General features: G+C 45.6%; 15 protein-coding genes. 3 read left to right on the plus strand and 12 right to left on the minus strand.

Annotated elements, in window-relative coordinates; all coding sequences use genetic code 11:
* Positions 1–312: 312 nt before the first annotated feature.
* On the plus strand, positions 313–7,464 hold the full coding sequence (locus SIO70_RS19355) for a gliding motility-associated C-terminal domain-containing protein (protein WP_320573428.1): 7,152 nt from the start codon (positions 313–315) through the stop codon (positions 7,462–7,464).
* Positions 7,465–7,716: 252 nt separating this feature from the next.
* The gene (locus tag SIO70_RS19360) at positions 7,717–8,340 is read left to right on the plus strand and encodes a hypothetical protein (RefSeq protein ID WP_320573430.1); all 624 of its coding nucleotides are present in this window, start codon (positions 7,717–7,719) and stop codon (positions 8,338–8,340) included.
* 19 nt (positions 8,341–8,359) lie between these two features.
* Here the strand turns inward: SIO70_RS19360 and SIO70_RS19365 are convergent, their stop codons facing one another.
* The 8 genes from SIO70_RS19365 to SIO70_RS19400 all read right to left on the minus strand — a co-directional run bounded on the left by SIO70_RS19365 (position 8,360) and on the right by SIO70_RS19400 (position 15,284).
* Positions 8,360–9,784, minus strand: coding sequence for a PLP-dependent aminotransferase family protein (locus SIO70_RS19365; RefSeq protein WP_320573431.1), 1,425 nt, complete (start codon positions 9,782–9,784; stop codon positions 8,360–8,362).
* Positions 9,785–9,806: 22 nt separating this feature from the next.
* Positions 9,807–10,523, minus strand: coding sequence for an ATP-binding protein (locus tag SIO70_RS19370; protein ID WP_320573434.1), 717 nt, complete (start codon positions 10,521–10,523; stop codon positions 9,807–9,809).
* Positions 10,520–11,233, minus strand: a complete 714-nt coding sequence (locus tag SIO70_RS19375; RefSeq protein ID WP_320573436.1) for a YggS family pyridoxal phosphate-dependent enzyme — start codon at positions 11,231–11,233, stop codon at positions 10,520–10,522. Before SIO70_RS19375 ends, SIO70_RS19370 begins: the two co-directional genes overlap by 4 nt.
* A complete protein-coding gene (locus SIO70_RS19380; RefSeq protein WP_320573438.1) occupies positions 11,214–11,885 on the minus strand; it encodes a glutamine amidotransferase-related protein in 672 nt (223 codons plus the stop codon). Before SIO70_RS19380 ends, SIO70_RS19375 begins: the two co-directional genes overlap by 20 nt.
* 6 nt (positions 11,886–11,891) lie before the next feature.
* Positions 11,892–12,713 (minus strand): pyridoxal kinase, encoded by an 822-nt coding sequence (locus SIO70_RS19385; protein WP_320573440.1) that lies wholly within the window; start codon positions 12,711–12,713, stop codon positions 11,892–11,894.
* A 122-nt stretch (positions 12,714–12,835) separates the two neighbouring features.
* Positions 12,836–13,393 (minus strand): thioredoxin family protein, encoded by a 558-nt coding sequence (locus tag SIO70_RS19390; protein WP_320573442.1) that lies wholly within the window; start codon positions 13,391–13,393, stop codon positions 12,836–12,838.
* 661 nt (positions 13,394–14,054) lie between these two features.
* Complete coding sequence (locus SIO70_RS19395) at positions 14,055–14,408, minus strand: DUF6515 family protein (protein WP_320573446.1); 354 nt, start codon at positions 14,406–14,408, stop codon at positions 14,055–14,057.
* A 420-nt stretch (positions 14,409–14,828) separates the two neighbouring features.
* A complete protein-coding gene (locus tag SIO70_RS19400; RefSeq protein WP_320573447.1) occupies positions 14,829–15,284 on the minus strand; it encodes a hypothetical protein in 456 nt (151 codons plus the stop codon).
* Between the two features lie 140 nt (positions 15,285–15,424).
* Here SIO70_RS19400 and SIO70_RS19405 point away from each other — a divergent pair, with 140 nt between their 5' ends.
* A complete protein-coding gene (locus tag SIO70_RS19405; protein ID WP_320573449.1) occupies positions 15,425–16,612 on the plus strand; it encodes an MFS transporter in 1,188 nt (395 codons plus the stop codon).
* A 246-nt stretch (positions 16,613–16,858) separates the two neighbouring features.
* Here SIO70_RS19405 and SIO70_RS19410 read toward each other — a convergent pair whose 3' ends face one another.
* The 4 genes from SIO70_RS19410 to SIO70_RS19425 form a co-directional block, all read right to left on the minus strand.
* Complete coding sequence (locus tag SIO70_RS19410) at positions 16,859–18,064, minus strand: ABC transporter permease (RefSeq protein WP_320573452.1); 1,206 nt, start codon at positions 18,062–18,064, stop codon at positions 16,859–16,861.
* 109 nt (positions 18,065–18,173) lie between these two features.
* Positions 18,174–18,920, minus strand: a complete 747-nt coding sequence (locus SIO70_RS19415; protein ID WP_320573454.1) for an ABC transporter ATP-binding protein — start codon at positions 18,918–18,920, stop codon at positions 18,174–18,176.
* The gene (locus tag SIO70_RS19420) at positions 18,917–19,999 is read right to left on the minus strand and encodes an efflux RND transporter periplasmic adaptor subunit (protein WP_320573456.1); all 1,083 of its coding nucleotides are present in this window, start codon (positions 19,997–19,999) and stop codon (positions 18,917–18,919) included. Before SIO70_RS19420 ends, SIO70_RS19415 begins: the two co-directional genes overlap by 4 nt.
* Before the next feature lie 164 nt (positions 20,000–20,163).
* On the minus strand, positions 20,164–21,405 hold the full coding sequence (locus SIO70_RS19425; protein WP_320573458.1) for a TolC family protein: 1,242 nt from the start codon (positions 21,403–21,405) through the stop codon (positions 20,164–20,166).
* Positions 21,406–21,459: the final 54 nt, after the last annotated feature.

The raw sequence follows: 21,459 nt of genomic DNA on the forward strand, positions 1-21,459 counted from the left end.
CAAACCTATTTTTGCAACATTCAACTAACATTAGAAAAATACACCTCCCTAATTATGTATAGATGAGGCAGTTACTGGCTTTTAGCCTATGAATGCTTAAAATATAACATATAAAAATTATTAAATACAATGATTTCCTGTTAAATTTGAACGATTATCCAGCATTCCCTGCCTATGATTAAAAAATACACCTTTCCTTGTTTTCGAAGGAACAAGGACTTTTTCATCTTCCCGGATTATATCATCCCGGACGCCTTATCCCAAATTAACTAATGCGGCTGGCATTGTTGTGTTTCACTTAATTAATTGAAGATGAAAAGGTTTTTGCTTTTATTTGCTTGTCTGTGTGTGTTCTCTGAAATTGTCAGCGCACAAACTATTTACATGAATATTCCTGATACTGTCTGCATGTCTACCAACAATGGGACATCCGATCAGGCTAAGTTTACGAGTATCACTGCTTACCTTGCGAGCGGACAAACCGGCAGTACTGTCTGGACCATCCAAACACCCGGCGGCACCGATGTTGACTATTCGATCCTGTACTCGTCAAGCACGTCTACGATCAAGACTAATCAGCTCACATCGAACGCGCTCACGCTCCAGTTTCTCAACGCTGGTACCTATATCTTTACGGCAAGTATGACCTACAGCAATGGTACCGTGTACACAAAAAGTGATACACTGGTGGCTATAGACTGTACTATGCCCACCTGTAATGGTGGCAACGCGACTATGCCAGGTTTCTCTGAAGACTTTGGCACGCTTGCCAGTAATGCCGGTAAGAAAGAATATTCTCCGTCAACTGCGATCACGTATACCTACGATGGTTCTTCTACAATCGGTATGGCTACAAACGGCTACGCTATTTCCAACACTACGCATTGGGCGGCAGACTGGATCACCACATCCGATCATACGGGTAGTAACCGAGGTGGTATGCTGGTTGCCAATGCCGATGGGGATACACGTACCTTCTTCTCCAAAGAAGTGACGGGTCTTTGTAGAGGTGCTGTATACAATTTCAGTGCATGGCTCATCAATGTAGATAGTTCCATTACCCTTACCAAGAACTGTCCGGATTATAAATATGCCGGTGTCACCTTCCAGATCCTGAATGCGGCCAATACCAGCCAGGTATTAGGAGAGTTTAAAACTTATGCCGTATCTATGAATCTTGCTGGCAGACAATGGCAGCGATATGGCGGTACGTTTACTGTACCTACCAGTGTGACCGATGTGATTGTACGCATTAAGAATAGCTATCCCGGTGGTTGTGGCAATAACATCGCCATCGACGATATTGAATTTACCTATTGTAGCCCTGTCATCACTGCATCCATCGAAGGTAATTCCGAGAGCCTGAGAGAAGTATTGTGTGAAGGTGCACCTACTATCCTGACTTCTTCTTATACCCCTGCAACTTATTTTTCAAATGCTGAGTACCAATGGGAAATGTCTGACGATGGTGGTGTCACCTGGTTCGACGTACCATATGGTACCGCTACCAATGATACACTTGTCATCGCTGAGGGCGAACTCACCGGCACTAAAGATGTTGCCGCTGATTACTACTTCCGTGTGCGCATCTTCGAAAATGGTTCTTCTTCCGAAACCTGTGCCGCGCCATCTTCATCTGTGAAACTCACCATCCTGCCTATGCCGCAACTGACGCTCACCAAGAGCCAGGTATGTGCGGGTGCTACTGTCGACCTGCAGGCATCAGGTGGCTTTGATGAATTTAAATGGAGCGATACGACTTATGTAGGTCCGACCCGTTCTATTACATTGGTACGCGATACTTCTATCACCGTATATGGTTATGTATATTATGGGGTAGACGGTGGCAAGACCTGTGTGGACTCAAACAGCGCGTCTATCAAAGTAGATGATGAACCAATCGTGGAGATCGGAGCTTCTGCCACTACATTGTGTGTGGGTAGCAGAGTCACATTATCTGTGAATGAGATCCTGGGTACTACCGCAGATTCTATTTTCTGGTACAAAGGTGTACCAGGTTCCGGTCAGCTGCTTTCCGACTTTACAGGTCAGACTTCTATGGTCTACAATACAGAAACCATAGCAGATAGCGTGTTCTCTGTAAGGGTTGTGCAGAGTAGTTGTGAGGTTACGTCGGCGCCGTTCTACCTGCATCTCACTGAGATCCCTGTACCTGATGCCGGTACAAGTCAGTTTGCTTGTGTTTCCAACAATTCAACGGGTACCTTCACGATGAACCGCACGCAGTTAACAGGTACTACAGGCGCCTGGCAGATCATCGGTATCGAAGGCCCCGGTATTTCAGGGGCAACCGGCGATATCAATTTTGATGATTACGTGAGCATGAATAAGAAGAACCCGAAAGCGACTGTAACACTGACCAATGTTGGTACCACTGTATACCTGCAATGGAAAGTGACGGCCAGCAGCAATGCTGCATGTATCGGTTATGCTTATGATACCCTTACCTGGATGTCTGAAGGAACACGTGCTTATGTAGATAGCGCCATGACACAGTGTGGTACTGCCAATGTATTTACAATGGCGGCCAATGAGCCGAATGTAGACCTCACAGAAGAATTCGAAGAAACGGGAACCTGGACCATATTGTCCGGTACAGCTACCATCGCTGATACGAATGCTTATAATACGACTGTCACAATACCTGCAGGTAATTACCAGGACGTAGTATTACAATGGAGCATTTCGAACAAGGCAGCATGTGGTATTACCTATGATACAATCACCTTACATTATAAAGATATACCAACAGCGACTGTGAGTCCTGTTACTACCTGTGCAGCTTCAGGTACGTTTGATCTGAACCCTTCGGCGATCACCGGTGGTCCCACCTATTATGCGATCACCAGTACGATGATTGGGTTTACGGCAGTACCGACTACGGCAATCACTGCATGGCCGGTTGCGGTAAGCATACCGACAACGACGCCGGCAGGTACATATACTTTCCAGCTGACCATCAGCAATGATAGTCTGGGTTGTACAAACACCATTCCTTTTACTGTAAATGTTCAATCTGGTTCTGTAGACCCTACAGGCGTAACCGTAGGTTCCCCGATCATCTGCCAAAGCGGTACCACTACGCTGAAAGTAGAAGGCGGTAGTCTGGCGAAGAATGCAGATGGTACAGACGCAGCCAGTTGGGTATGGTATGCAGGCGGTTGTGGTACAGGTACCGCAATAGGTACCGGCACTACCATCACAGTACCGGTTACTGCGACTACTACTTATTATGTAAGAGCAGAAGGTACAGCTACCTGTGCAGGTTCTAACTGCGCAAGCGGTATCGTCACCGTGTATGACAAACCAGCTGATGCCGATGCGGGTGCTGATGCAAGTCATTGTAGTGACTCTGTTTTTGTGATGAATGCCAATGCTCCATCCATCGCTACCGCAACGGGTGCATGGACTGTAGCCAGCGGTACTGCAAGAATTACCGATACCACCAGTAACACGACTACGGTATATATTAAACCGGGTAATACGGTCACCCTGACATGGACCATTACCAATGGTGCATGTGTTACTTCAGATGATGTAACCATTGCCAACTATGCATTGCCGGGTACAATTAATAAAGGTGTAGACACCATCAGTCAATGTAATAATACATCGTTCGTCATGTCAGCAACAGGTACCGGTAACTGGAGTTTCCTGCCAGGTACTGCGGCTACAGTGAGCGATGCCACCAGTCCAACCGCGACCATCACACTGCCAGCAGGCGATACGGCGACTGTGATCTGGAATGCAACGAATGGCTTGTGTACAAGCGCTGACAGCACCTTCCTGCGCAACTATGCTATGCCTGAAGATGCCAATGCCGGCGCTGCCCAGACCCATTGTAACGATTCGCTCTTCCACATGGCGGCTGCGACATCTGTTTACCAGGGTACCTGGTCTGTACTCAGTGGTACGGCTACTATTGCCGCTGCTGACCTGCACAACCCAACTGCCAGTGTTATTGTATTAGTAAATACGACCGCTACCTTACAGTGGGTCCTGACCAATGGCTCCTGTACAGGTAATCCTGCAACTGTTACCTTAAGCAATATTGGTGGGGTATTGGGTAATGCCATCTCTGCCAACCAGGTGCTGTGTGCATCCGAAACACCGGCTACCCTCACGGGTACTACCACCGTAAGCGGTGGCGATGGTACCTACGCTTACCAGTGGCAGATGAGCACTACGAATGCGACCACCGGTTTCTACAACGTGACTACAGGTACCGGTGGCACTACAGCTGCTTATACACCTGCTGCCCTCTCTGCCGATACCATCTGGTTCAGAAGGGTAGTGACCTCTGGTTGTAGTGGTAGCTCTATCAGTAATGTCGTAAAACTGCAACGCATCTCTACACCACCGGTAGTAGTATCCGTGCCGGCATCTACCAATGCCAGCTGTATGCCGGGCAATGACTACACCACGCTCTTTGGCACACCGGTGTTCAGTCATGCACCCTATACAAATGAACCACTGACCGTTACCTACACAGATAATACGACTACACCAGATGTCTGTACCACAATCATTATGCGTACCTGGACAGCGGTAGATCGTTGTGGGCTGACTGCTACCGCACAGCAAACAATTACTGTGAAGGATACAACCGGACCGGTGTTCACAACGACCGCCCCTGCAAATGTGACGGTCAGCTGTGATAACATTCCGGCAACAGTCTCCCTGACTGCAAATGATCTCTGCTCCGGTACATTTACTGTAGCGCCAATTGAGCAAAGGGTAGACATGGCTGGTCAGTGTACAAATAATTATTACCTGATCCGTAAATGGGTAGCGGTAGATAATTGTGGTAATCCAGGCGATACCCTGAAACAAACTATCACCGTGAAGGATACCACCGGCCCTGTGTTCGATGGTACCGCACCGGCGAATATTACGGTGGATTGTGACAAGCTGCCTGCCGCAGCAACCATGACCGCTACAGACAATTGTACGGCAGGGACCATTACGGTAACGCCTGTAGATACCCGGCAGAATATTTCTGGCAGCTCCTGTACCAATACCTACCAGATCACCCGTACATGGACGGCGATAGATGCCTGTGGTAATATTTCCGCCCTGAAACAGATCATCACAGTGGTAGATACAACGAAACCAGTCTTCTCTGTCATGCTGAGAGATACTACTGTGAATTGTGACCAGGTGCCTGCTGTTTCAACCGTAACTGCAACTGATAATTGTACGGCGAATGTGACAGTATCCGTGAACCAGACCAAAGTATTCCTGAGCACTACCTGTGCCGGCAATTATCGCCTGACACGTACCTGGACAGCGACAGATGGTTGTGGTAACACAGCTACAATGAAACAGGTGATCACCGTACAGGATACCACCAGACCAGTATTTACCGTAGCGCCTCCGGGTGATACAACGGTGAACTGTGATGCTGTACCAGCTACACCATCCAATGTAGTGGCTATAGATAATTGTAGTACCGTGAAGATCAGCTATTCTCAATCCAAAGCAACCATCAGCGGTGCCTGCGCGAGCAACTACCAGCTGATCAGAACATGGATTGCGAAAGATGAATGTGGTAATACTAATACATGGAAACAAACGATCACGGTACAGGATACTACCAGGCCGGTGATTGGTACAGCTCCTGCGGATGCCATCGTATCCTGTGGAGGTACCATCCCTGCAGAAGCTACCCTGTATGCAACTGATAATTGCGATGCGAACTTCCCTAAGCGCGCTACCATGACCACAGATCCTTATACAGTGGATGTATGTAATGGTTATACCATCACGAGAAGATGGAATGTAACCGATGCATGTGGGAATGCAGCGATCGAAAAAGTGCAGGTGATCACCGTCACCCCATGTCCGAAACCACAGCTGGATACGACCATGCCTGTGAACTGTTCTGACAATTCGAAATTTGCACTGCTGCTGTTGAATAAGGTCAACAAACCTAAATTCACGCTGCAAAGTGTAACTCCGGCCAGCGCAGTTACTGCGCCACTCACGCAAACCAGCAATGTGTTCGACCTGAATGGTGCTACAATGGCTACGTTTGTGGTAACAGACGGCGTAACGGGGTGTGTTTCTGATCCGGTGACTTACAACCTGCGTTATGTAGAAAAGCCGACAGTGAACCTGGGGAATGATACTGCGATCTGTACAGGGAATACAATTACCCTGGATGCAGGTGCAGACAATGCCAGCAACGGATACGGTATCGTATGGAGTACAGGGGTCACTACACAACAGATCACGGTGGCTGCAGGTGGTACTTACTATGCAACAGTGACCAACAGTGGTTGTGCGGCAACAGATTCTATCAAAGTAACTATCAATAATCCGCCTACCGTAACGATCCGTGATACTACTATCTGTGAAGGCAGCTCCGTAAAACTGAACGCTTATATACAGGGTGCTACCTACGCATGGAGCACCGGTGATACCGGCCCTTCTATTACAGTCAATACCACTGGTACATATAATGTGGAAGTATCCCTGAACGGCTGTACCGTGACAGATGATGCAACCGTGAATGTAGCCACGCCGCCAGCTATCACATTGACTGCAGATACTGCGGTATGTGCTGGTCAGAGCGTAACATTGGAAGTAGAACCGGACGGAGGTACTGCGGTATGGTCAGATGGATCACTCACAAATACCATCAGCGTATCGAGACCTGGTGATTACTGGGTGACAGTAACAAAGAATAGTTGTGTGGTGACAGATACAGTGAGCGTGACCAACAAGGGAGATGTAGGACTGGATCTGGGCGTAGATAAGGATATTTGTGCAGGAGGTTCTGTGATACTGAATGCAACAAATGAGAATGTCATCTCTTACCTGTGGAATGATGGTACGACCGATCCGATCAGGGAAGTAAACACACCTGGTAAATATATCGTGACGGTGCTGGACAAATACTGTAACCTGACATCTTCTGATAGTATCAATGTAACGGTAGCGGGTATAGGTACATTCAGACTTGGTAATGATACAACCATTTGCGAAGGTGAGGCACTGACACTAAAAGTAAGCACGGGTACAGGTAATAGTATTAAGTGGCAGGATGGCTCAACCACTTCCTGGTATGTGGTAACAAAGACCGGTTATTATACAGCGACTATTTATAATGAATGTGGTTCAATAACGGAAGGTATTACAGTCAATTACAAGACTTGTAATGAGCAACCTGTGACGGTGAATGCATTTACACCAAATGGAGATGGAAATAACGACTACTTCAAACCGGGCGTGAGCGGCACCATGATCGATTATGAGCTGAGTGTGTTCAATCGCTGGGGTGTGCTGATCTATAGCGCCAAAGATGCCGGTACCGGGTGGGATGGACGATTTAAAGGAATGTTGGTGGAGGAAGGTACTTATCTATGGATAGTGAATTATAGAAAAGCAAGTGGTGGAGAGAAGTTGACACTGAAAGGAAATGTGACAGTCATTAAATAAAATAGAATGAGGGGGTAATAAATGCACTGAGCATTATCTACTTCTGTCAGGTATTCGGATAAGAAAAGGGGGCGTCATCGTGACGGCCCCTTTTCTTTGTAAATGGTTTTCATTCCCGTTGGTGAATTACCTTAGTCATGAATGTTTTATTCGGGTCACAGCATCCTCGTACATGCAATTCTCATGGCCTTCCTGTTACTTAGGATACATCCTCATTTTTAATCCGGAATAATAATTGATGTGGTGGTAGGTATGAAAACGAACCTCATTTTAGCCTTGTTAATACTGGCAGCATGTAATTCAAAACCTGGCGCCGTTTCCGAAAAAGATTCCACCTTAGCAGCCCCTGCTGCGCCAGCACCTGTAGCAGTGCCCGTAACTTCTACAGACCCGGTTGCACCCAATGAAGCTTACCTCATTGTACCGGGCAAAGCAATAGGGAATACCCATATTAATGATAATATGGACTCAGTAATCAAATTGCTGGGAAAACCAGATGATGGGGATGCGGCTATGCAGAAGGCAGTCGCCATATATTACAAAGGTGCATATGCCACTTCTATATTGTCTGCCCGTAACCCGGATGGAAACAATCCGATTGCCAAAGTAAAACAGATCAGGGTGACATCGCCTGCGTTTAAAACAGAAGATGGTTTGCATGTAGGATCTTCGATAGATGAATTAAATGCAAAGTACCAGTTAAGGAAAACGACTACTTATACTGGAGACGGTGGAGAATGCACAGTATGGGATGCAGGACATGGCATTGCATTTGAAACGAATCCTGCAAAAAACTGTATTGCAGTGATTGTATATTCTCCGGAAGGGCCCTATCAGGGAGCGGCACTGAATATTCGTCCAATCCGCAAACCCTGATGTACATAGCAAATGGATGCTATGATCTATTCATACCGGGCATATACGCTGACAATGCCTTAATACCTTCTTCCAGCTGTACTTCTGAAAGCGCGCCATATCCGAATCTGAATCCATTGAGGGTAGCATCATCACTATAGTTATCAGGGGTATTGATCTTAATACCTTTCGCCAAAAGTTCAGTGGCAACCTTTGGCCAGTTGATGGTTTGTTTTGGCACAATCCAGAATGCGAGTCCGCCTTCGGGTACTTCATAATCTGCTTTTCCTTTCAGGTATTTTTCCAGCAGTTGCAGGGTCTTATCTCTTTTGTTCTTATAAAAGAGGGTGGCCTTGCGGATATGTTTTTTAATCGTGCCATCATTGATCAGTTCTAATACAGCCTGTTCCATCATGGCATCTCCCTGTACATCAATTATTTTGCGAAGGGCCGCTACCTTTTTCATAACTGCACGATCGTTTGACACGAGGTAACCGATACGCAATGCAGGAGCCACCACCTTACTCATGGTGCCGATGTAGGCGTAATGCTTCAATTCCGCAAAACTCGCCAGTGGTAATACCGGGCGGTATCCAAAGTGGAATTCATTATCATAATCATCTTCCACAATCGTACAACCATATTCATTGGATAGCCGTATCAGCGCTTGCCGGCGTTGCAGACTTAATGTGACGGTGGTAGGATATTGGTGATGCGGCGTGATGTAAATCGCCTTGATCTTTTGGTGTGATTGCAGACAGGAGATGATATCGTCAATAACAATGCCTTCCTTATCGACGGCGATGGGGATCAGCTGTGCGCCGGCATTTTCCAGTGCTTTCCAGGCAGGGCGGTACCCGGGACTTTCTACAATTACCTGGTCACCGGGAGATAGCAGGCAATGTGCGGCGAGGTAGGTGGCCATCTGGCTTCCTCTTGTGATGCAGATATCACTTGCAGTGACCTGCATGCCGCGTTGGTGGTTTAGCATCTGGGCGACCACTTTTCGAAAAGATTCATCTCCCAGTTCATTGTTATAGCCCATCAACTGCCACCGGGCTTTCTGATTGAATATTTTTCTGTAGGCCCTGGCCAGTTCTGTCACGGGGGCAATCTTGCTATCCGGGAAACCGTCATCAAAATAGAGATGGATATGGCCTTTGTTTTCAGGAGTGTGAATGGTCTGTTTGCGTGTTTGGAGAGAGGGCAATACATCGGCCACGAAAGCGCCTTTGCGGGGTTTTGCTTCGATCCAGCCTTCATTGATCAGCACATTCAGTGCATCGACAACGGTATTCCTGTTTACGCTGAGATCTGCTGCCAGCTGGCGGCTACTGGGCAGGGCATCGCCTGCTTTTAACCGGCCGGTCTGGATATCCTGAATGATGATATCAGCGATTTGTAAATAGATCGCTTTTTCGGATTGCGGATCCAGTTGTATTTCTAATTTCCAGGGACGTAGCATGGTGGTTTTACCTCTGCGATGATCATTGATTTTCGTGTGTTTCCAGTTCTGCGATGATGCGTTTCTTCATGGTGGTATGAATGTAGTCCTTTACTTCTGCGTATGAGATACCGTATCTGCGTTCCAGGTCCTGCAGGTGAGCGGGAAATGGTGCCAGCATTTTATCATAGTAACCATCCAGGTCTTTGTCGGAAGGTAATTCATATTTGATCTTTAACTGAAACCTGCGCAGGATGGCTGGATCGATCATTTCGTAGTGATTGGTGGCGCAGATCAGCAGACTCTCAGCAGGCAGGTAATCTATTTCCTGGATGAGGGAGTTCACGAGCCGGCGCATCTCGCCTACATCGTTGTCTTCATTATTGTCACGGGTTTTACCCATCAGGTCAAACTCATCGAGGAAGAGCACAGACTTTTGCCTGGCAGAAAGATCGAATAATGACTTCAGATTTTTCGAAGTCTCACCGATACGGGCCGATACGAGGTTACTCAGGTTTACGATGGTGATCTTCTTTTTCAGGGCAGTGGCGATCGCTTTGGCAGTCGTGGTTTTACCGCAGCCGGACTGCCCGTGCAGGAGGATCTTATTGTCGATCTGTAAGCCGTATTTTTTCAGCTCATCGAGGTATTTGTATTCTTTGATCACCTGGGCCAGGGCCGTTTTGTTTTCAGGTGTAAAGAAGATCTCATCAAAATCAACATTTACCGTTTCCTGTATGGTAAGGTCGTATACGCTCATGATATAATTTCGTTTTCATTCCAGATTTCCTTGCCTGAGAAGCGATTGCCGAAAATGGAGGTACCTACACGTACGATGTTGGATCCTTCGGCAATGGCGGGTTCCAGGTCTTGTGACATACCCATGGAAAGTAGCAGGTCATTCATGCCCATGCGTTCTTTAATAGTTCTTAATAACCGTAAAGAGGGGCGCATTTTTTCAACTTCCACATCCAGCAGACCGATTGTCATTAAGCCTTTGATATGTAATGTATCCAATTTTTGGATGGCTTTGATGAAAGCATCGACATCTTCGGGTGACACCCCGAATTTGCTTTCTTCATAAGAGGTATTGACCTGTATGAAGACGTCGAGGCTGCGGCCTTCGCTTTGCAGGCGTTTGTCCAGTTCCTGTGCGATGGACAACCGGTCCAGCGATTGGATGCAACTTACATATTTTAGGACATCTTTGATCTTATTGGTTTGCAAATGTCCGATAAAATGGCGTTCGATGCGCAGGTCTTTCAGGGCATCGTGCTTGTTGCGGAACTCCTGGACTTTATTTTCACCGATCAGGGTTTCGCCGGCTTCAATGGCGATGCGGATTTTTTCCGGGGGGACTGTTTTGGTAGCGAGGAGTAGGCGTACCTCTTTTTCATCACGGCCTGCGGTTTGGCAGGCGTTCCTGATCCTTTGGTGAACGGTTTGGATGTTATTTGTTATTTCCTGCATAGGCTGCAATGAGTTTGTCGCAAAAGGTGAAAAGTTTGTCGTTCATATCAGAGAAGTCAGCGTCCGGGTTTTGGATGTCGTCTTCGTTACTGTTGGCAATGAGGAGGTCCATTACTTCGGGGGTGAATTCCATGTGGCATTGAAAGCCGTAGACCAGTGGTGAGTATTCAATGATCTGGCGGGGACAGGCTTTGCTTTTGGCCAGTATTTTACATTGATCTGTCAGGCCGGGCATATCATAGTGCCAGTGACCTACATCGAGGATGGCACCGAAGTGACCGATCATATCGCTTTTGATACCGGCATTGGTGAGTTCGATAGGGAGTACGCCGATCTCTTTATGCGGACTATGATCGTAACGGGCGCCAAGGGCTTCGCCGATGAGTTGCGCACCGAGACAGGCGCCTACCACGGCTTTGTTGGCCTTGATACATTGCTGTATCAGGTGAATTTCTTCCTTTGCGGTGGGCAGGGTATACGGGCTTTGCGGGCCTCCCATCACGATGAGGAGGTCGATATTACTGGCCTGATCAAGTGGCAATTGTCCTTTGTAGATGTGCGTGAAAGTGACATCGTACTCCCTCGCGTTGGCCCAAAGGAGGTATGCACCAGGCGCTTCGTAGGCCTCGTGAATGATAAAGTGTATGTGCATAGTCTGTTATTTTAGCAGGTCCAGGTGCTTCATGAGGGAAGCTGCACTCAGTTCTTTTTCATTGACTGACTGAACGTAAATGAGTGTGTGATAGATGAAGTCCATGGCAATGCGGATAGCTTGTTCGATGTTTTTTCCGAGTGTGAGCTGGGAGGTAATGATGGCAGTGAACAGGTCGCCGGTGCCAGTGGTCTCCAGGGCGATTTTAGGCCCGTAGAAGCGAGTTGTTTCTCCTTTCCGGATTAATATCACTTCCATGACATCCGGCGGCGTATCGGTCAGATTTGCACTGGTTAGAACGATTGTTTTATCTCTGAGGATGTCGTGTTGCTGAATGGCGGTTTTTAGTTCGCTGATTGTTTTGAAAGATTGTTGTAGAATAAATTCCAGTTCCCAATGATTGGGAGTGAGGGTATGAGCGAGTGGTAATAGTTGATTGACGGAGTAGGTTGCGATTTCTTTTTCGAAATAGAGACCGCCAGAGTGGAAGTCGCCGAAGACAGGGTCGTAGACGAATTTAAGGTGTGGGTATTGGAGGGCGGTATTGGCGATGATGTCGATATTTTCGGGCAGGTTACAGAAGCCGCTGATGAGATAGTCTGCGTCAGCAGGGATGTTGATGGCGCCGATGCCTTTTACCAGGTCGGATAGTAAGGCAGGGGAGATGGCTTCGCCAAAGATCACCGGGTGACCGGTGTGGGCGGATAAGAATACGGTAGGCAGTAAGGTAAGGTCGATGCCATGGAGCTGGATGGCAAACCCTGCAATGTTATTGCCTACGTAGCCGGAGGCTACCTGGCTTTGGATACTGATGATGTTTTTTGGCATACGCAAATGTAAGGAGATGCTGGATTAGGCAGGTAGGCCAAAAGTGATAAAAGTGGATAGTCCAGGGGGGGGGTTAAAAGATGTAAATTTTTAGAGAGCGAATGCTTTTAAATCTTAAAACTTTACTTTAGAAGTTCCGTCATTTCCTCTTGCAGATCCTGTCCTTTATTCGCATTATACCACTTTTGAATCTCCATTTTAACCGTGTCAAAGTCAGCCTTTTCGGCTGTGAGGCGTTTATACATTTCCTGGCAATCTTTTGGCCTGGGACCCCAGGTGGCAAGATCATATCCATCTGCATTGCGGATGATCAGTTTTGGAATAGATTTTCCATTATTCGTTAGGTATTGATTTATTCTGAAGGGCTCGCTGTCTCTTAACTCATAAGTGACTTTTATGAGTGGGTTTAGATGACTGGCCATTTCGAGGAAGGGTACGCTATGTGCGGCATCGCCACACCATGGTTCGGTGATGATGATCCAGTGCTGGTATGTGTTTATATTTTGAATAGCAGTTTTGAATGCATCTGTGAGTTTGCCGGTTTTCAACCACCGGTTCATTCTGGTCCAGTTTAGTTTTGTGTAATTCAGGTAGTGAGGATTGTCGTATGGTGCTGGTTGCTCCTCGGCTTTTTTATTGAGTATCGTCTCAAATTGATCACAATAATCTTTGAATGTCATGATACAAATATAGTAATTAATTCATGCTCTTATAGGCGGTGGGTATAGGTGCATGTGTTGTGGGTAAGCGGGGAAAGTGGTGTGAGTATTAAAATGTCGGCTTATAGGTGTTCTGAGTGATGGATTAGGTGATGATGGAAATGCATATACAGGTAGAAGGAGAGGTGGTGCCGTAGGGGGGGGAGGGATTTGTTGGGAAGGAAATGTTGGGAAGGTAATGTTAGGAAGGTAATGTTAGGAAGGTAATGTTAGGAAGGTAATGTTAGGAAGGTAATGTTAGGAAGGTAATGTTAGGAAGGTAATGTTAGGAAGGTAATGTTAGGAAGGTAATGTTAGGAAGGTAATGTTAGGAAGGTAATGTTAGGAAGGTAATGTTGGGAAGGAAATGTTGGAAAGGTAATGTTGGAAAGGTAATGTTAGGAAGGTAATGTTAGGAAGGAAATGTTGGGAAGGAAATGTTGGGAAGGAAATGTTGGGAAGGAAATGCTGGAAAGGAAATGCTGGAAAGGTAATGCTGGAAAGGTAATGCTGGAAAGGTAATGCTGGAAAGGTAATGCTGGAAAGGTAATGCTGGAAAGATAATACTGGAAAGATAATACTGGAAAGATAATGCCAGGTACTAATAAAATAACCGGCCCCTTCTCAGACGGCCGGTTATTTTTCACCAAGGTCTCTCGGTCACAACGTAAGAGTGAGGTCTTACTTCTCTGTAGTATACATTCCCTCTGTGATAATACCTAACGCCTCTGTGTACACGCACTTTATAACCTCTCGGTACAAAATCTACTGCGAGGCCTGCAGGCGGTGCAGCTAATCTTTGATATCCTCCATTTACGGGGCGGTAATACCTGCCACCTGTATAATGATAATTAACTCCATGATAAGCCACTACTCTTGGATGTCCGGGCACGTTCTTTACTACCACTACTTTTTCTCTGTGACGGTATTGCGCAGATACCTGCATTGTAACACCGGTAAAAAGGATCATCAGCATTAAAACAATTTTCGCTTTCATAACCTTAACTTTTTTGGTGAGTAACTATTGTTATAAGGCCAGTATCGTGCCAGATGATTTAAAATGCATAGTTAAATAGTGTTAATGCATCCTGAACATCCCCGGATTAGTAGATATTCAAATAATGACACATTAGTAGTATGGATATATGATTGGTGGGTGCTACATTTAAAGATCGATCCTGCTGAGAAAGACATTTGTTTGTTCGTGTCATGATGTTACAATTTAGAAGATGAATATTCTGTTAGCATGAACGTATACTATTGTTGTAGTATTTGTTGGGGTTATCTATTTTTTAATCAGTATTAATGGGTACATTAATATACAAGGGTATTTCACTGGGAGCTGCAAGAGGTGGCTCCTAAGTGATTGCCTGCTAATTATACTTGTGATGTGGCTTAGTATCAAGTGGACGAAAGCCTAAGCTTTCCGTCCCTTCTTCTTTTGTTCAAATTTCTCTATATATTCACTCAACACCGCATCCACCTTTCCTCCCTTCAAATACCCCTGCGCAATCTCCAACTCTGCCGCATTCGATATCTTCCCTTTCTTCAAAATACTCTCAATTGGATGAACTCTCACCACCTCTTCCGACATCCCATTCTTTTCCACCTGCTCCCAAAAATACTCGACATATTTCCCTGTACCCTCCTGAAACATATTCAGAATATTCCGTTTCGTGATCTTTAAACTCTTTTCATTCCTGAATTCAGCAGCCGGTTGTAGGATATCCTCTTTCATTTCCCGGTTGAATTTTAGTGTCTGGCTAATGTTCTGAGGAGTCCAGCCTTCAGGAGGATACTTTTCAATAGCATCTATGATAAAGTCAAAAATCGGTGCCAGCTTTTTTGCTTCTGTATCGTAGTTGAAAGACATTAGATTGATTTTTTCAAAGGAATAGTTAGTAAACGAATTCGTATAATCACGCAATATACCTATAAATAAAATATATACCCTCAAGACAAAAAAACTCCTAATTTTGCACCCTGATCGTCTTTTATTGCGTCGCCAACCATATGAAAAAGAGTTTATTGCCCTTACTGCTGGGCGGTTTAGGAATTGGAACAACTGAATTTGTAATGATGGGGCTTTTGCAGGATATTGCCAGTGACCTGCACATCACAATCCCTGAAGCTGGCCACCTCATCTCAGCCTATGCACTGGGCGTTGTTGTAGGAGCACCCTTGCTGGTTATGCTAAGTGTAAAGCACCCTCCTAAGAAGATTTTACTTTCGTTAATGTTGATTTTCACTGTGTTCAATGCTTTATCTGCATTCTCACCCAGCCCTTTCACACTACTCATGGCCCGGTTTTTTGCGGGTTTACCACATGGGGCTTTCTTTGGTGTAGGTTCAGTAGTAGCCAGCAGACTGGCAGATAAAGGTAAGCAGGCCCAGGCGATTGCGGTGATGTTCTCCGGACTGACGATTGCCAACCTCGTGATGGTGCCGATCGGTACATGGATAGGCCACCACCTGCTGTGGAGGTATACATTTGGACTGGTGGCAGTGATTGGTTTGATCACACTGGTAGCTATCAAATTGTGGTTACCTGCCTTGCCGGCAAATGAAAACGCCGATCCAAAAAGGGAAATGGAAATAGTAAAGAACCCACAGGCATGGTTGGTGATTGCAATCACTGCTGTAGGCACCGGCGGCATGTTTGCCTGGATCAGTTATATTTCTCCGTTGATGACGGAAGTATCCCGTTTCTCACCTGATAGTGTATCCTGGATCATGGTATTGGCCGGTTTTGGGATGATTGTAGGTAACCTGATCGGTGGTAAACTGGCTGATCGTTTTCAGCCTGTATATACCTGTGCCGGTCTCTTGTTGTGTATGGCTGTTAACTTGCTGGCGATCCATTACTTTTCCGGGAACCAGTTCATATCATTAGTCCTGACTTTCCTGACGGGGGCATTGTCTATGATGATTGCTGCGCCGATACAGATATTGATGATCAATACTTCTGGCGACTCAGAAATGCTGGGTGCCGCGCTGATACAGGCAGCCTTTAATATCGGGAATTCCCTGGGTGCGTTCCTGGGTGGGTTGCCGATTGTAATGGGATATGGATTTACGTATCCGGTGGTGGTAGGGGCTTGTATGGCGGTGATAGGAGTAGGTTTTGCGATCCGGTTGATCAGGATGCAAAATCCGCCCGTGAAGATGGATGCCAGTGGAACAACGGGGATGGCTATTTAGGCTATTCAGGATGTGGATTCCTGCATTTACAGTCAACCTGAGTTTTAACCTGGGGCCGGTTTATGGGATTATTATGGCCTTTTTGTTTTTGGGAGAAGGGAAGGTTGTGAATTTTTCTTTTTATGTGTGGCTGATATTAGTAATGACGTTGGTGGTGTTGCAAAGTATTATTTCAGTAAGAAAATAGATGCCAGGTAATAGATGGCAGAATATAAGTGAAAGCCCGGTATAATGCCGGGCTTTCACTTATTCATACCGGAGTGCTTCGATAGGGTCTAAGCGGGATGCCTTTTGAGCAGGGTAGTAGCCGAAGAAGATGCCTATGAAAGAGCAAACCGTAAAAGATAATAAAATGGATGTCTGACTGACAACAGGTGGCCAGCCTAATATGTGGACCACTAATAAAGATAGTCCTTCTCCTATTAAGATACCAATGATGCCACCTGCGAGACTGATGAGTACCGCCTCCATTAAGAACTGCTGAAGGATGTCAATTCCCCTGGCACCGATGCTCATGCGCAGGCCTATTTCACGGGTACGTTCGGTGACGGAGACGTACATGATGTTCATAATGCCTATACCGCCTATGAGCAGCGATATGCCTGCGATAGCTGTCAGTAAGATAGTTAATAACCCGGTGACATTGCCGACAGTTTGAATCAATTCAGCCTGTGTTTTGATCACGAAGTCATTCTCTGTATTTCTGCCAAGACGGTGTGCGGAGCGGAGAATATTTGATAACTCGGCAGAAGCAGGAAAGGAAAGGGCTTCTGATTTGGCAGAGGCGAAGATACTGCCAAAATAATTCGTAGCAGTGATCCTCTTTTGCACGGTGGTATATGGTGCAATGATCATATCATCCTGATCCTGGCCGAAGGTGTTCTGACCTTTTTTAGCAATGATCCCAATTACTTTAAATGGGATCTTGTTAAAGCGGATGGTTTTGCCGATGGGGTTTGTGCCTTTGGGAAAGATGTTGTCTACGACCGTCTGACCAAGAAGACACACCTTTGCATAGGTACGCACATCCCTTTCTGAAAAAGGAATACCATCTTTGATACGCATATTTTTAATAGCGAGGAATTGTTCATTTACACCTTCAACTGTTGTGGGCCAGTTGAGAGAGCCATTGATGGCCTGGCCCCGGGATTGGACATCGGGAGAGATACCGGTGATGAGGGTGGCTTCCTGTTGGATGGTTTCGATGTCTTTGATGGTAAGGGTAGCGATGTTAGCCCCCTGTAGACGGGCACCGCCGGCATCGGAGCTGTTGGGAAGGATGATGATAAGGTGAGAGCCGAGGGATGATAGAGATTGATGGATGTTGATTTTGGAAGCTTCGCCGAGGGCCCCGATGGTGATCACGGCTGCTACGCCGATGATGACGCCGAGCATAGTGAGGAGGGAGCGGAGCTTATTGCGCTGTAGCGCTTTGAGAGCGAGTTTGAGCATGTTGGAAGATTTAATAGTTTTCGGTTACGGGTAAAGCGAATGAGAACTCTGAAATGCTAATCATCTTTAGTTACAGGAAAATGCGATTGAGGATTTTACCTGAAAGCTGTTAATAGTCTTCACTTACTGGCAATGCCGCCAGCACTGCCCTTGCATTTTGTACCAATGAATTTGCCGTATCCTTCATCACTTTCCCATCTTTTAAAACAATCGTTCTGCTACTAAACCCCGCTATATCCGGCTCATGTGTCACAAATACAATTGTCTTCTTCTGCACCTGGTTCAATTCCTGCATCAATGACATGATCTCATAAGAAGTCCTTGAATCCAGGTTCCCTGTCGCTTCATCCGCCAATATCATTACCGGTTCATTTACCAATGCCCTTGCTATCGCTACCCGCTGCTGTTGCCCGCCGGATAGTTCGCTGGGCATATGATGTAGCCGGTTGCCTAGTTTTACGGCCTCCAATGCCGCAATCGCTCTTTCTTTTCTTTCCGTAGGAGTGATCTTTTTATTATAAAACAAGGGCAACTCTACATTCTCCAATGCAGATGTACGTGGCAGCAGATTATATGCCTGAAATACAAACCCTATCTTTTCATTTCTGAGTCTGGCCAGTTCATTCCGATTGAGTGAAGCAATGTTTACTTCATCCAGTAAATAATCACCCGAACTGGGTTTGTCAAGGCAACCCAATGTATTCAATAACGTTGTTTTGCCAGAACCGCTACTCCCCATGATGGTCACGAATTCTCCTTCCTGTACAGTGAATGACACGCCTTTTAACGCTCTCACTATTTCTGTGCCCATCTGGAATTCACGTTTTATCTCCTGAAGATTTAATATTGTTTTCATTTCGTAATAATTGAATCTTTTGGACTGATACCTGCCATAACCTGTACATGTGTATTATCATCCAGCCCCGTCTGAACCATCGTTTCGATCAGGGAATCACCTCGCTTGATCCATACGTAGCGGCACTTGTCTTTATGTACCTGTGGTTTTATTTTGTATTGGGTAGTCGTGAGCGAATCGGGATAGTAGTTCAACGCTTTAGAGCTTATTAATAAAGCACGCGGTACTTCTTTAGTATAAATCGTAATATTCGCTGTCATGCCCGGTTTCAATTTCAATTCATCATTAGGTGCATAAATGATCGTCGTATAAGTCACCACATTGGCACTTACCTTTGGTTGTAGCCTTACATCTGAAATAGTTCCTTTAAATACCTCATCTACATAAGCATCTACTGTAAACGACACCCGTTCTCCCTTTTGAATATCTCCGATGTCTGCCTCGTCTACATCTGCCTGCACCTGCATTTGCTTAATGTCTTTTGCCAATACAAATAACGTAGGTGTTGTAAATGAGGACGCTACCGTCTGACCAATGCTCACATTCCTGCTAAGCACCACGCCGTCAATAGGTGCCAGGATATCTCCATAAGAAAGGTTCTTTTGTGCTGACCGTAATGTGGCTTCTGCATTGGCAACGCCCGCTATTGCTGCATTGTAATTGTTTAATGCGATGTCGTAATCTGCCTTGCTGATAGAACCGGTATTGTACAGGATCTCCTGTCTATGGAAATTACTTTTATTATAAGCCAGTGTACTTTGCTGTGTGGCCAACGCTGCCATATTCTGATCTACTGTAGCCTGGAGTAATGATTTATCCAGTTGCGCGAGTAACTGACCTTTGTGTACTACAGAATTAAAATCTGCATTGATCATGCTGATAATACCCGAAACCTGTGTGCCTACAGATACTGTATCCAGTGGTGCGATGGTGCCGGTAGCGGTAACAGACTGGGAGATGCTGCCATAAGTTGCCTGTTCTACCGGGAGCACGATACGCGGTTTTTTACGGCTGATGAGCAATGCCGTACAGGCAATTGCTGCAATAAGGAGGGATGCTATTGTAAGGGTCTTTTTCATTTTTGATTATAATAGAATTCGTAAATTTTGATTGCCAATATAGCGTTGTATTTCGTTTTTGATTATAATAGAATTTGTAAATTCTTATCGTCAGTGCATTGTTGTATTTCGTTTTTGATTATAATAGAATTTGTAAATTCTTATCGTCAATACAGCGTTGTATTTCATTGTTGATTATAATAGAATTCGTAAATTTTTATCGTCAGTGCGGCATTGTATTTTGCCTGTATAAACTGTTGCAGTGCCTGTATATACAATTCTTTTTGCTGCAGGTATTCTACCATATTAGACACGCCTAATGCCAGTTCCTGGTTTGCGATATTATACACCTCTTCATTGTATTTGAAAGCCTGTTCTGCTGCTGAAAACTGGCTCTGTGCATTGATCGCATTCAGGTAGTATTTTTCAATATTAGCGGCCAGTGTCGTCTTTGTATCATTCAGATTGATCTTTGCCTGACCAATATTGATCTTTGCATTTTCTATATTGGTCTTGTTTTGCCTTTTAGAAAAGATGGGAACTGATAATGAAATGCCTGCCTGCTTATAAAAGCCATTTCCCAACCCGGAAATATCATTGAAATAACTACTCCCAATTGTGCCGCTCACACTCAGCGTAGGATAATAACCCGCCTTCGCTTTAGCAAGTCCCAACTGCGCCACCTGAATTTGTAACTGGTTTTCTTTTACTTCCGGACGGTTATTTAATGCATACTCCTGTACCGCTGCCAGTGAAGGAACTTCACTTTTCGAAATGATCGTATCTGGTGTAGCAATTTCAAACTGCACTTCGGTGGGTAATTGTAACAATTGTTTTAGTGACAACAGGTCCTGTTTGATGGTATTCTCCGCAGAGATCAGGCTGTATTCATCATTAGCTAACTGCGATCTGAGTTGGGTGACATCTTTTCGCGCCACGCTTCCCACAGCAAGCTTTTGCTCTCCTTGTTGCAGCTGTGCCTTTGAGGTATTCACTACATTTTGCTGGTATACTGCGGTTTCCTTATCCAATAATATAGTGAGGTAGTATTGAATTATATTTAGCGTGATATCATTCTCCGTAGCCAGTACATTTTGATTTGCTGCCTCGAGGGAGAGTTGTTTCTGCTGTATGTCTTTTTGCAGGTAGCCACCTTCATAAAGGGTGAGTGCCGTATTCAAAGTATAAGATCCAATATTGAGGTGCTTTTGAAAATACTGTGTAGCAGAGCCGGACAAACTGGGTAATTGGGCCGATTTAGACAGGTAATAGTTCTGCTGTGCTGTTTGCTGATTGTAGCGCTGGGTATTGACCTGTATATTGTTCTTTTTGGCAAATGCAATACAGGTAGCCAGATCCCATCTGACCTGTGCTGTGGTGCGCAGCCCGACAAGTAAACAAAATATAAGGATAGCATTTCTGATCATGCCCCAAAGAAAGTAAGGAGCGATGGTCTAAAAAAGCAGGTTCGATACGACAAG

The sequence above is a fragment of the Chitinophaga sancti genome (genome assembly GCF_034087045.1).
GTDB lineage: Bacteria > Bacteroidota > Bacteroidia > Chitinophagales > Chitinophagaceae > Chitinophaga > Chitinophaga sancti_B.

Bases quoted from the DNA above. Each gene is read 5' to 3' on its own strand.
- SIO70_RS19355 (WP_320573428.1), top strand. From the start codon at position 313: ATGAAAAGGTTTTTGCTTTTATTTGCTTGTCTGTGTGTGTTCTCTGAA.
- SIO70_RS19360 (WP_320573430.1), top strand. From the start codon at position 7,717: ATGAAAACGAACCTCATTTTAGCCTTGTTAATACTGGCAGCATGTAAT.
- SIO70_RS19365 (WP_320573431.1), bottom strand. From the start codon at position 9,784: ATGCTACGTCCCTGGAAATTAGAAATACAACTGGATCCGCAATCCGAA.
- SIO70_RS19370 (WP_320573434.1), bottom strand. From the start codon at position 10,523: ATGAGCGTATACGACCTTACCATACAGGAAACGGTAAATGTTGATTTT.
- SIO70_RS19375 (WP_320573436.1), bottom strand. From the start codon at position 11,233: ATGCAGGAAATAACAAATAACATCCAAACCGTTCACCAAAGGATCAGG.
- SIO70_RS19380 (WP_320573438.1), bottom strand. From the start codon at position 11,885: ATGCACATACACTTTATCATTCACGAGGCCTACGAAGCGCCTGGTGCA.
- SIO70_RS19385 (WP_320573440.1), bottom strand. From the start codon at position 12,713: ATGCCAAAAAACATCATCAGTATCCAAAGCCAGGTAGCCTCCGGCTAC.
- SIO70_RS19390 (WP_320573442.1), bottom strand. From the start codon at position 13,393: ATGACATTCAAAGATTATTGTGATCAATTTGAGACGATACTCAATAAA.
- SIO70_RS19395 (WP_320573446.1), bottom strand. From the start codon at position 14,408: ATGAAAGCGAAAATTGTTTTAATGCTGATGATCCTTTTTACCGGTGTT.
- SIO70_RS19400 (WP_320573447.1), bottom strand. From the start codon at position 15,284: ATGTCTTTCAACTACGATACAGAAGCAAAAAAGCTGGCACCGATTTTT.
- SIO70_RS19405 (WP_320573449.1), top strand. From the start codon at position 15,425: ATGAAAAAGAGTTTATTGCCCTTACTGCTGGGCGGTTTAGGAATTGGA.
- SIO70_RS19410 (WP_320573452.1), bottom strand. From the start codon at position 18,064: ATGCTCAAACTCGCTCTCAAAGCGCTACAGCGCAATAAGCTCCGCTCC.
- SIO70_RS19415 (WP_320573454.1), bottom strand. From the start codon at position 18,920: ATGAAAACAATATTAAATCTTCAGGAGATAAAACGTGAATTCCAGATG.
- SIO70_RS19420 (WP_320573456.1), bottom strand. From the start codon at position 19,999: ATGAAAAAGACCCTTACAATAGCATCCCTCCTTATTGCAGCAATTGCC.
- SIO70_RS19425 (WP_320573458.1), bottom strand. From the start codon at position 21,405: ATGATCAGAAATGCTATCCTTATATTTTGTTTACTTGTCGGGCTGCGC.